7 protein-coding genes are annotated in these 13172 nt (G+C 45.2%); 4 read left to right on the top strand and 3 right to left on the bottom strand.

Translation table 11 applies throughout. From position 1 onward, the window contains the following. Window positions 1-65: 65 nt before the first annotated feature. The gene (locus HEQ19_26050) at window positions 66-1973 is read right to left on the bottom strand and encodes a heavy metal translocating P-type ATPase (GenBank protein WYM02425.1); all 1908 of its coding nucleotides are present in this window, start codon (window positions 1971-1973) and stop codon (window positions 66-68) included. 182 nt (window positions 1974-2155) lie between these two features. Between HEQ19_26050 and HEQ19_26045 the strand changes: the two genes are divergently transcribed. From HEQ19_26045 to HEQ19_26030, 4 genes are all read left to right on the top strand, one after another. Next, window positions 2156-2485, top strand: a complete 330-nt coding sequence (locus tag HEQ19_26045) for a hypothetical protein (protein WYM02424.1) — start codon at window positions 2156-2158, stop codon at window positions 2483-2485. Continuing rightward, window positions 2485-2931: a PIN domain-containing protein gene (locus HEQ19_26040; GenBank protein ID WYM02423.1), complete on the top strand. Its 447-nt coding sequence runs from the start codon at window positions 2485-2487 to the stop codon at window positions 2929-2931. The genes HEQ19_26045 and HEQ19_26040 overlap by 1 nt, the downstream gene beginning before the upstream one ends. Before the next feature lie 195 nt (window positions 2932-3126). After that, on the top strand, window positions 3127-4269 hold the full coding sequence (locus HEQ19_26035) for a precorrin-8X methylmutase (protein ID WYM02422.1): 1143 nt from the start codon (window positions 3127-3129) through the stop codon (window positions 4267-4269). Between the two features lie 665 nt (window positions 4270-4934). Continuing rightward, a complete protein-coding gene (locus HEQ19_26030; protein ID WYM02421.1) occupies window positions 4935-9734 on the top strand; it encodes a DUF4912 domain-containing protein in 4800 nt (1599 codons plus the stop codon). A 281-nt stretch (window positions 9735-10015) separates the two neighbouring features. On the opposite strand, the gene HEQ19_26025 is transcribed toward HEQ19_26030, so the two are convergent. Both HEQ19_26025 and HEQ19_26020 read right to left on the bottom strand, forming a co-directional pair. Then, window positions 10016-11650: an AAA-like domain-containing protein gene (locus HEQ19_26025; GenBank protein WYM03632.2), complete on the bottom strand. Its 1635-nt coding sequence runs from the start codon at window positions 11648-11650 to the stop codon at window positions 10016-10018. Continuing rightward, complete coding sequence (locus HEQ19_26020; protein WYM02420.1) at window positions 11643-12974, bottom strand: transposase; 1332 nt, start codon at window positions 12972-12974, stop codon at window positions 11643-11645. The genes HEQ19_26025 and HEQ19_26020 overlap by 8 nt, the downstream gene beginning before the upstream one ends. Window positions 12975-13172: the final 198 nt, after the last annotated feature.

The raw sequence follows: 13172 nt of genomic DNA, 5'->3' as shown, positions 1-13172 counted from the left end.
TGATTTTGAGGTAGGGGCGCAAGGCCTTGCGCCCCTACTGACGCACCCTACGGCTACCTGGCTTCCTACTTCAGCAATCTTAACCCACTAAGAGTCACCAACACAGTGGAACCTTCATGTCCAATTACACCCAGGGGTAAATTAATATTCCCCAAAAAATTGCCACACAGCAACAAGACAATAAAGCCCAAGGCGACAACTATATTCTGCTTGACAATGCCATGCGATCGCCTACCTAAATGCATCGCCACGGCAATCTTCTCCAGTTTATCAGCCATCAGCACAATATCAGCGGTTTCTAATGCCACATCGCTACCCGCTACACCCATTGCAATCCCCACAGAAGCCTGCGCCAAGGCTGGTGCATCATTAATCCCATCCCCCACCATTGCCACTGTGTGATACTTTTGCTGTAAACTCCGAATCACACCCAGCTTATCTTCCGGCAATAATTCAGCATACACCTGCTTAATCCCCACCGCCTCGGCGACACTGTAAGCAGTCCGCTGATTATCCCCTGTAATCATCACAATTTCCTCAACGCCCAGCTTTCGCAACCGTTTAATTGTTGCAGCCGCCTCCCCCCGCACCATATCTGCAATCCCTATCACACCCATCACACATAACCCCTCCTTCGCTACCCAAACCACAGTCTTCCCCTGCATCTCCAAGGATTGCGCCAATTCCCCCAATTCTGCGGGTAGCTGCACATATCCCTGAACAAAAGCTGCATTCCCCACAATTAACTTCTGGTTTTCCGCAATCCCCACAATTCCTTGCCCAGGTATTGCCTGTACCTCAGATGCACGTAGCCAATCTAAATCAGTAGCCGCCTCGACAATTGCCTTACCGATGGGATGCTCAGAATTTACCTCCAAAGATGCTGCGGCTTTTAATACATCAAATTGCGAGTATTCACCATGACCTATTACCTGAGAAACCTGGAGATTTCCTGTAGTCAGCGTACCCGTTTTATCAAAGGCGATCGCCCGCACTTTGCCCATCTTCTCCAATTGGGCACCATTCTTAAACAAAATCCCCTGTCCAGCACCATTAGCAATTCCCGACAGTAGTGTAGGCATAATCGCCGCCATCAACGCACAAGGAGAAGCCACCACCAAAAAAGTCAACGCCCGATAAATCGTCACTTCCCAATCCCAACCCCAAAGAAATGGTGGTAAAATTGCCAGCAATATCCCAGTGACAACAATTACCCGTGCATAACCACGTTCAAATTTCTCGATAAACTCTTGAGAAGGCGGCGCTTCTGTCTGAGCCTCTTCCACCAAGCGAATCACCCGCTGAATCAAACTGCTAGCCGCTGGTTTATGTACCTGAAGCTTCAGTGCGCCATAGCCATTAAGTGTGCCAGCAAATACTTCCGCCCCCACCGTCTTCTCCACAGGTAAAGATTCCCCAGTAATCGCCGCTTGATTAATGGTACTAAAACCTGATATAATCACGGCGTCAGTGGGAATCAACTCCCCAGGCTTAACGACAATTTCATCCCCCACCTCTAGCTGCTGAATGGGAATTACCTCTTCTCCACCCTGACGCAGCACCGTGGCAGTATCTGGGGTAAGACTCATCAAACTGCGAATACTCCTTTCAGTGTGCCGCATCGCGTAACCTTCCAATGCGCCACTAATCGCAAAGATGAGAATCAAAATTGCTCCATCAATAATTAAATTATATTCTCGACGCCATAAGCCCAGAGTCGCCGCCCCCAGTGCTGCTACAATCATTAACAAATCTACATCCAGTTCCTTTTCCTCAAACAGAGTCGTCAGACCCTCCTTCGCACTTTCGTAACCGCCGATAACATAAGCCGCGCTCATCAGCAGTAACGCCCATCCCAAAGCGCCAAGATGTAAAGCGAACCATCCGAGAAATAATAATAGCCCACAGAGGAGGGCGGCGAAAACATCGCTATGTTCTTTGGTGAATTGGGTGATACGTTGGGGGTAGAGCATGAGAGTTTGAAGGTGGGGGACTCTCTCACCCTAAACCTTGACATTAATGTTAATGTCAAGAGTAGGGGCGCAAGGCCTTGCGCCCCGGACGCCTGGTCTATTTACCTGAAAAACGCTGTAAATTAAACCCCGACGTATCACTATAGTAAAATTAATTGTCAAACCTCATTTCTTCAATTCCTATGAACACCAGCACACCCATAGGTAAAAATAGCGAACCTCAACTGCTTCATGAAATTAAGGCAGCGCACACTCAGGAACTACAGCAAATTGCTCAAAGGTTAGCTCAGATGACAAATTTGTCAGAGGAAACAGTGAAACCTCATCTTGATGCCATGTTATTGCAGTTGGTGAAGTCTAAAGTTGAACGTCCATTTTATGAAACCGCTACCCCAGATGAATGGGTGAAGGCATTTCGAGAATGGGCTTCTAGTCACACAAGAGATACTCCATTACTTGACGACTATGCTGTAAGTCGGGCAGGAATATATGAAGAGGATGAAGAGATTTAGTGGCTTACCTTGTAGATACCAATTTGTTACTGAGAAGTGTTGAGCCACATCACCCCATGTATGGAGATACTGTAAATGCAATCTCTATTTTAGCAGGTGCAGGAATTGAGCTTTTTATCACATCCCAAAACTTAGTTGAGTTCTGGCGAAGTGCTACCCGTCCAGTAGAGAGAAATGGGTTAGGCTTAACTATAGCCCAAGCAGAAGCAGAGCTACAACGGTTAGAAACATTCTTTCCGGTACTGCCCGATGTGCCAGAGATTTATCCTGAATGGAGACGAATTGTTTTACAGTACAGGGTAATGGGTGTAAATGTCCACGATGCCCGTCTTGTTGCAGTAATGCGTGTTCATGGGCTAACTCATATCCTGACTTTTAATACTGGGGACTTTACTCGATACTCTGGTGAGATTACCCCTATACATCCAGCGAACGTTACACCTTAAAAAAACTGCTGGTCTGTGACAAGTGTGCAACATTCATTGCTGATTCAGTGAATGCTTTTTTCTCAAGTGATGGAGTTCTACAGCATTAAGAAACTTAGTAATTGATTTTTTAGCAAGGGTTGTCACCGCCTTTGGTATAGCAAAAACCAATGAACATTGCCGTGCCCCTACCAAGGTATAATCTTCAAAATCATTATGAAAACTCAGCATCTGACTATTAAAGAATTCACGGCTGCTGTGGGAGGTGGTATCACTCCCCGGATGGTGCGACATTATCATCAATTAGGATTATTGCCGCAACCAGTGCGATCGCCTAGCAATTATCGTCTGTATACTGAGAAGGATGTCATCAGGTTGCAACGGATTGTCGCACTCAAACAGCAAGGATTTCAACTCAACCACATCCGCCACATCTTGGAGTTGGAACCAGACGCAGATACGAATAAAAATCTGATGACGCAACTACAGCAGCAATATCGGGCTGTAATGCAGCAAATTTCCCAACTGCGTCAAACAGCATCGGCGCTGGAAGGGTTATTAGGACGGGATCAACATTGTCAAAATCTCCAAGCTGAAGTATTGGCGCAACTCAAGTTACTCGAAGTCGAAACCCAAGCCGAAATTGGCGGACTCGAAGCATTGTGGAGTGGGTTAGATGCGGTAGTGCATACTCACCCAGAAGCCTTTGGTGAATCTTTGCAACGTTTACTACCTGACTTGTCTGAGCGTTCGGAAATTGAACAGCACCTAATTTCTCAGTTGATTTTAGCTTGTGGTGATGTAAGTTTGGTATCCTTTATCAAGTTGAGCAAAGACGCGATCGCCGCTAGTCGTCAAGCCCTCAAATCAGGCTGTCAAATTGTTGTCGATATTCCCACGGTCGCTGCTGCCCTAGATCAAACTAGATTAGCCCATTTGGGTTGTCAAATCGCCACCCTGATTGACAATCCCCACATCACCACCGCCACAGAAGCAGAATTTGCCTTTTGGTCGGATGATAAATGGCGAGCAAAATTACAATTTGTGACAAAAGATTGTATTTTGGTCATTGGTTATGCTCCTTCCGTGTTATTAGAAGCTTGCAAAGCCATCAAGCAGCAAAAAATTCAACCCGCCCTAGTTATTGCTATGCCCATTGGCTTTAGTCATGCACCCGCAGCCAAAAGATTATTGATGCAACAAAGTATACATTTTATCACAATTTCTGGGACATTGGGTGGTGGTTTATTAGCTACTACTGCTTTGAATTCCCTCGTTGAGTCCCTAATTGATAAGCCAGATTGTCATTGTTATTTGAATGCGGCTTCAAGGCAAGAGGCAGAAGGTAAAAGGCAATAAATCTTTCCGGCGTTGCATATTTGTGGGCTGATTAGACATCTGGGGAAATTAATTATGCTTTAATAGAAGGTCTTGGTAGGGGCGCAAGGCCTTGCGCCCTTACCTCATTTCCCCAGATGTCTATTTGTCTCACGCCCAGACGCACAGAGGATCAGGAGTTTGATCTCTTGTGCAACAGCATCTTTACCTATATAGGATAATTATCAGTAAATAAACTCTGTTAATTATGGTATAAAATATGAAACAATAAAATAGCAGATAGTTGAAACTCAGTCGAGAATCCCCGCCGAAAGTTTATTGGTTAGGGAGTTGGAAATAAAAAAATATTCAATCGCAACTTTTGACTGTTGAGTGCTAACTGTCAACAGTCAAAAGTCAAAAACTTTTAGTTGGTTGATTTTTTGGTGTTCCTTTAAACTCGGCAAGCAAGAGAGTCTCTGGTTATAGGTTGAAAAGCTTATTGGAAATACTTTTAAAAAAAATAAACAGTCGATGAATATTGTTTCCAAACAAGATAGAGTAAAACGGAGTATATATTTACATAAGTATCCACCATAACTTAGAAAAAACATAACAGAGATGTATAATTAGCCCGTCTCCTCCCTAAAAAGATGACTTTGAGGACTGGCCGGCTTTCTGTTTCCTTTAGCTAGAAGAAGGGGCATATGTGGCAACAACAAAAAAAAGATAGTTCGATAGTCAGTCTGGCATTATTGCTGGCCTTAGCTACTATACCTACGGCAGGACATATGTTTGTGTCAACATCTGTGTGGGCACAATCACCGACGGCTACCTCGTTCCCTCTACCACAAACAGTAGAGAATGGGACTATAATACGGATCGATGGTTCCAGTAGCTTGGCAACAATCAACCAAAACCTCAAGGAAAGCTTTGAGAAGCAGTTCTCTGGGACAAAGGTAGAAGTAGCAACTAACGGGACTGATGCAGCACTGCAAGCTTTGCAAGACGGGAAAATCGATATAGCGGCGATTGGTCGTGGCTTGACCAAAGAAGAAAAAGCACGAGGACTGGAACTAGTGCGTTTGCGCCGAGAAAAGATCGCGATCATCGTTGGTGCAGACAATCCATTCCAGGGAAGCTTGACTACTAGACAATTCGCCAAGATTTTCCGGGGAGAAATTACCAATTGGTCGCAAGTGGGAGGTCCAGATCAGCAGATTCGGCTGATTGATCGCCCAGCAACCAGTGAAACGCGCAATACTTTTCGTAACTACCCAGTCTTCAAGACTGCTGACTTTGCCACAGGCGCTAATGCTACCCAAATAGCTGAGGATAATACCACAGAAATCGTCAAACAGCTAGGTAAAGACGGTATTAGTTATGCGGTAGCTAATCAGGTGTCGAAGTTACCAGGTGTGCGAGTAGTCCAGTTACATCAAACTCTGGCAAACAATCCCAGATATCCTTTCTCCCAACCTTTAGTTTACGCTTACAAGAAAAATCCTAGTAAAGGTACAGCAGGTTTTATCGGCTTCGCGATCGCACAACCAGGAAAGCAAGCAATAGAATCAGCTAGGGTCGCTGAAGCAACGGCGATCGCCAACACGGGATCACAACTATTAGCCGTCACTACGATCGCCACACCCACAACTGAGGCGACAACGGCTACGATCGCCACACCGACAACTGAGGCGACAACGGCTGCGATCGCTACACCGACAACTGAGGCGACAACGGCTGCGATCGCCACACCCACAACTGAGGCGACAACCGCTGCGATCGCCACACCCACAACTGAGGCGACAACGGCTGCGACCCCAGCTTCTAGCGAACAACCAGCAAACAACAATCCCAGTAACCCAGCCGAAACATGGTTGTGGTGGCTATTATTGCCCATAGCGCTGATTGCTGGATTATTATGGTGGTTCCGAGGAAGAGGCTCTACTGAACCAACAGATAACGAGCCAGAATCAACTCCCAATCCCTCCCCCCCAGCCGAAGCTAATTCAATCGCACCGCCAGATACCAGCATTGCTTCCCCCATTACTGAAGCAACATCCCATGAGGCGCAAATTGAAAGTACAGCCTCAACCCCATCCAACATTACCTCAACAGGTGCAGCTGTAGCGGGTGGTGCAGCCCTAGCCGGAGCAGCAATTTGGTCTACGGTTTCCGGTACAGGAGCAGAGTCTGAACCAGCTAATGATACAGCTATTAGGGATTCAGTTGCAGTAAATCCTCCTGAATCAGCCGAAAATGCTTGGGATATAGAAGCACCGGCGGCGGTTGTCAATACTTCCTATCCGCAACTGTCAGATGTCACCCCAGATGTGGAATTACCCACAGTTGAAGCTACCACAATTCCTGAATTGCCAGAGGTAACATCAGATGTAGAATTGCCTACAGTTGAAGCCACTGCAATTCCTGAATTGCCAGAAGTGACAGCAGATGTAGAATTGCCTACAGTTGAAGCTACTGAAATTCCTGAATTGCCAGAGGTAACATCAGATGTAGAATTGCCTACAGTTGAAGCTACCACAATTCCTGAATTGCCAGAGGTGACAGCAGATGTGGAATCACCCACGGTAGAGAACCCAGAACAACCGCAGACAGAATCCAACTGGCTAGAGAATATCACCTCAACTGGAGGAGCAACCTTAGCCGCAGGTGCAGCCTTAGCCGCAGGCGCCGGAACGGTCATCTGGTCTAGCATCTCCGGCAAAGGAACGGATTCACAAAATGGCGAAGAAGTCAATACATCGATTCAATTGCCAGAAGTGACAGCAGATGTGGAATTACCCACAGTTGAAGCTACCACAATTCCTGAATTGCCAGAAGTGACAGCAGATGTAGAATTGCCTACAGCCGAAGCTACCACAATTCCCGAATTGCCAGAACTGACAGCAGATGTGGAATTACCCACAGTTGAAGCTACCACAATTCCCGAATTGCCAGAAGTGACAGCAGATGTGGAATTACCCACAGTTGAAGCTACCACAATTCCCGAATTGCCAGAAGTGACAGCAGATGTGGAATTACCCACAGTTGAAGCTACCACAATTCCCGAATTGCCAGATGTCACCCCAGATGTGGAATTACCCACGGTAGAGAACCCAGAACAACCGCAGACACAATCCAACTGGCTAGAGAATATCACCTCAACTGGAGGAGCAACCTTAGCCGCAGGTGCAGCCTTAGCCGCAGGCGCCGGAACGGTCATCTGGTCTAGCATCTCCGGCAAAGGAACGGACTCACAAAATGGCGAAGAAGTCAATACATCGGCTCAATTGCCAGAGGTGACAGCAGATGTGGAATTACCCACAGTTGAAGCTACCACAATTCCTGAATTGCCAGAGGTGACAGCAGATGTGGAATTACCTACAGTTGAAGCTACCACAATTCCCGAATTGCCAGAGGTGACAGCAGATGTGGAATTACCCACAGTTGAAGCTACCACAATTCCCGAATTGCCAGAGGTGACAGCAGATGTGGAATTACCCACAGTTGAAGCTACTGAAATTCCCGAATTGCCAGATGTCACCCCAGATGTGGAATTACCCACAGTTGAAGCTACCACAATTCCCGAATTGCCAGAGGTGACAGCAGACGTGGAATTACCCACAGTTGAAGCTACCACAATTCCCGAATTGCCAGAAGTGACAGCAGATGTGGAATTACCCACGGTAGAGAACCCAGAACAACCGCAGACAGAATCCAACTGGCTAGAAAATATCACCTCAACTGGAGGAGCAACCTTAGCCGCAGGTGCAGCCTTAGCCGCAGGCGCCGGAACGGTCATCTGGTCTAGCATCTCCGGCAAAGGAACGGATTCACAAAATGGCGAAGAAGTCAATACATTGGCTCAATTGCCAGAACTGACAGCAGATGTGGAATTACCCACAGTTGAAGCTACCACAATTCCCGAATTGCCAGAAGTGACAGCAGATGTGGAATTACCCACAGTTGAAGCTACTGAAATTCCTGAATTGCCAGAAGTGACAGCAGATGTGGAATTACCCACAGTTGAAGCTACCACAATTCCTGAATTGCCAGAACTGACAGCAGATGTGGAATTGCCTACAGTTGAAGCTACCACAATTCCCGAATTGCCAGAAGTGACAGCAGATGTGGAATTACCCACAGTTGAAGCTACCACAATTCCCGAATTGCCAGAAGTGACAGCAGATGTGGAATTACCCACAGTTGAAGCTACCACAATTCCCGAATTGCCAGAGGTAACATCAGATGTAGAATTACCCACAGTTGAAGCTACCATAATTCCTGAATTGCCAGAAGTACCAGATGTAGAATTAAATGCAGTAGCAGATGAAGCTGAATCAACTGGCAATTTTACGGAGGAAGATATCACCGAAATCCCCTCTAATCAGCCAGAAGAGACAACAGAAGATGATAGGGGTATCAACCCAGTAACTATAGCAGGCGGTGCAGCCTTAGCAGCAGGTGTAGGGATTGCAGCCTGGGCGAACATTGATGGTATTCAGGAATCTCTGGAATCGGAAGTACAAACTCATAACCAGGGTGACAATGCACCAGTAGTTAGCCACGAAACGGCTGATTACCCAAATGCAAGTATTATCCTCAGACCCCACACTCCCAAATGGGCTTATGCATCGTGGGAAATTTCTGAGATTCAGAAGGAAGCATTGCAGAATGCAGATATATATCAATTAACACTGCGTCTGTATGATGTAAACGAAATTGATCTCAGCTATCAGAGTCCCCACCTTGTCGAGGAGTATGAAGTTGAGGAAACAACACAAGATCGGTTTGTCGCCATTCCCACAAGCGATCGCGACTACATAGCCGAAATTGGCTACGTCACTGATGACGAACAGTGGCTGACCATCGCCCGTTCGGCTACTGTTCGAGTTTTCAGCAATGCCCACCTAGAGGAAGAAACTGCTGATACACTAGATGCTAATGCTCAAAGCAGTATTATTCTCACACCCCGCACTCCCAAATGGGCTTATGCATCGTGGGAAATTGCCGACACTGAAAAAGCAGCCTTGCGGAATGCTCAAATATCCCAATTGGCATTGAGGCTGTATGATATCACAGATATTGATCTCAGCTATCAGAGTCCCCATCTGGTACAACAGTATGAAGTCGAGGAAATCACACAAGATCGGTTTGTCGCCATTCCCACAAGCGATCGCGACTACATAGCCGAAATTGGCTACCTCACTGATGAGGAACACTGGGTTTTAATCGCCCGTTCAGCGACTGTTCGCGTTTTTAGCCGTCCCCACACAGATTTCTGGTTTGTGGCTGATGCAGAGCTAATTATCCACGGAGCAACTACCCCAGATGCAAACGTCACCATTGCCGGTCAGTCCATCAAACTGAAGCCAGATGGTACTTTCCATTTGCGTGTTCCATTTTCCCAAAGCTTAATTGAATATCTCATCACCGCAGCTGCTGCTGATGGACAACAAGCTAGAACTATCCATAAAAAGTTCTCTCAGGAAACTCCAGAAGACTAGCGTTTGAGGATCATTGTCCCTAGGGGCGCAAGGCCTTGCGCCCCGACAAATCATCAAACAACGCCAAAAACCCTAATTTTTCCGTCCTATGAGGGGTAACACCCATTTTATCGGCTATGTGAGGAAGGATGATTGTCCCTAGGGGCGCAAGGCCTTGCGCCCCGACAAATCATCAAACAACGCCAAAAACCCTAATTTTTCCGTCCTATGAGGGGTAACACCCATTTTATCGGCTATGTGAGGAAGGATGATTGTCCCTAGGGGCGCAAGGCCTTGCGCCCCTACAAAGCTCTAAAATACTGCCGATATAATTCACAGGTTGGTATCACTTTATGTCTTAACTGTTTAATCAGCCCCATACGGCTGAGTTTATACGTCATCAGCGAATCTAATGATATCGGTTCTGGAGCATTGATGACGGTATCTAATGCTTTTGCTAATTCAGGTTGTTCTTGCAATATTACTTGATAACGCTGCAAATGAGAAGAATAAATTCCGCTTGATGTAGCTGCTGTATCGAGGAATTGAGCAAAGGTAATTTCGCCCCGACTGAGATGATAAATAGCCATATGTACCAATGCTGGATGTCCTTCTACCAGAGTCATCAGTTGTGTAGCTTCCTGTCCATCAGTCCAGTTGAGTCCATAGCGTTGAGCTAACTGCTGTACCTGCTCTAGATTGAAATTATTTAACTCTATGGGTAGCCCGACATTAAATGGAGATTGCTTTAACTGCAGAGGTACATAAATTTCTGTTGAGTGAACTATAATCAGCCGTAACTTTTGCCAGATTGGTTCTCTCTTAGCGTCCTCATACCACGAACGAAACAAAGGTAAGACATCTTTCGCTACCAAAGGATGCTCAAAAATACATTGGACTTCATCTAGTGATAATAGCACAGGAGCATCAATTTGCTTTAATATATGGTTGCGAAAATAGAGGGAACAACTAATTTTGCTGCCGATCTCTTCATCCCAATAATCATCTAACTTAACTTCTAACTTAAGTTGATAGGTAACATTGGCACACAGCCAGCGCAAAAATCGCTGCAAATCGTTCAAAATTACATCGTCAATTTGCTCTAGATTTAAACTTACAGTGTGGTAGCCTTGGCGCGAGGCATAATCTAAGGTTCTTAATAGTAAAGAAGTTTTACCCATTTCTCTCGGTGCTTTAATCCGGACTAAAGCACCTGGTTTTTTGATTTCTTCTCTAATTTGTGTTTCCACCGCAGATCGTTCTATATAAAAAGGCGAATCGAGGGGAACTGCGCCACTTGGGTAAGAAGGGAAATTAACGGAGTTGACAGTATTTTTGATAGACACAAAACGATAGGAGCTAATGTGGTATAAATAGACAGCTTCTGAAATATCTTTGAAGCTGTGCTGCCCCAAATTAAGAGCATTTACCTGTAAGTGATGTTTAACTTGCTCGTAGACGGTTTGAGTTAAGCAAATTCCTCCGGGTTCAGCCTTTGTGTGGACTTGTACCACCAAGTTTACCCCTTGGACTAAAACATCATCGTCTCTGATAGATACCTCTCCCAGGTGAATGCCAATTTTATGCACCAGTCTATCTGATTGTGGCAAATTAGTGGCAGCGATCGCTAGGTTTTTTTGTATCTCTATCGCACTGTTAACTGCAGTTTTAGCACTCTCAAAGGAAAATAATAATCCATCGTCGAAAGACTTGAGAAATTTTCCGCCAAATTGTTGGCAATAGTGACGCATCTGTTCCCAGTCTTGCTGTATAATCTTAGAGGTATCGTCTTGAGAACCTCCTATCCCTGTAAACATCAGGGTAGATTTGGTAGAAACTATCTTGGAATTTGCAACTTGTTCTGCTAAGTTTTGATTTATCCAATCCAAATTGAAGACTCTAGCGTAGATTGGGTTCTTGACTGATGAACTACCCACAGTTGGCTCCGCCTGAACTGTGGGTTTCTACGTCCCTCAGTTCGTTTCTAGCAAAGCTTTCTGTAGATTTTTGACGCTTCTTTGCCCCTAGTTGCTTCATGCTTCCCGCTTTTTTGCGAGTACATGAAGTAGAGCTAGATGGCTCTGCGCCTACGAAGCCAGTTCCTGACTCCGGTAGAGTGCCTTTAGCCCAGTAAAGCATTACCTCGGCAGCAGCAATATCTCTGTCCTGACGGTATCCACAAACACCACACTCGTGAACTCTAATATCAAGTGTTTTCTTATGTTGATGACCGCACTTTGGACAGGTTTGGCTAGGCCTTACCTTCAGGGTTGGAACTTCTACAAATACACCACCAATTTGTTCTACTTTGTATTTGACAGTATCGCGTAGCATCCCAAAACCTACGTCAAGTATTGACTTATTCAAACCCGATTTTTGCTTCTTGCGCTTACCTTTTTTAGCCTTGCTGGTCATCTTCTTTACTTCTAGTTTTTCAGTTGCAACGAAGCTATTACCGCTGACTATTTCTGCTGCAACTTGATGCACCCAATTCTGTCTTTGATTAGCAACCTTGCGAGTTATCTTGCTAACCTTAGCTTGGGATTTTTTCCATCTTCTAGAAGCTTTAATTTTTTTCTTTCTATTTGGTGCGCGTTTGCGTCTCTTCTCTTTAGACGCTTTTTTTATTTTCTGTTCAGCATTCCTCAAAAACTTTGGCGCTTCAATCTGTTGATGATTTTCGCCATCAGTAATTGACAATGCTGCTTTACATCCTAAATCTATACCAATAGCACCCGTTGGTAAAATTTCTGGCTTGAGAACTTGGTCTAAAGCATCAATTGTGATTGATGCGTACCATTTACCATTTCTGTAAACAATTGTGCAAGTAGTTGGTTTACCCCAATACTTAGCTTTACCCCTCATTTGAATTCGTCCAATTTTAGACAGATTCAAATACCCATTTTCGCCATTAGATTCTACAGAATAACCAGTTTTAGCTGGATATGTCCAACCAGAATAATGGCGAATTGACTTGTATTTAGGGCGTTTACCCAATCCTACAAACCAGCGTTGGAAAGCAAAATCAACACGTTTTAAAGTTGCTTGTAGAGCTTGTGAATTGATTTCTTTATACTCTATCCAAACTTCTTTGAACTCTGGCAAACAATTCTGTTGTTCAAAATAATCAACCTTGTGGTTGAACTTTTGATATTGAGTGAATCTGTTATAAATAGCAGCATTATACAAGTCTTTATGGAGCTTTCGGTGATACCGCAAAGACTTCTCTATCTGCTTATTTGGGTATAACCTGAAAGTCATCCGTCTTGTAGCCACTGATTTATTTGCCTCCTTTTTACATTTATTCTATGATATTACAGTTGACCTATAGGCTTGTCAAAAGAGGCAGGGGAGCAGGGGGCAGGGAGCAAGGGGGAAAACTGAGACGGAGCTTGTACTCCGCCCCAGTAAGAGCGCCCTAGAAGGGCGGGGCTTCTCTTCGAGACGCTCCGCGAAGAT

The organism is Gloeotrichia echinulata CP02, from assembly GCA_038087035.1.
GTDB classification, from domain to species: Bacteria; Cyanobacteriota; Cyanobacteriia; order Cyanobacteriales; family Nostocaceae; genus Gloeotrichia; species Gloeotrichia echinulata.
This window is presented reverse-complemented; position numbering and strand designations above follow the sequence as displayed.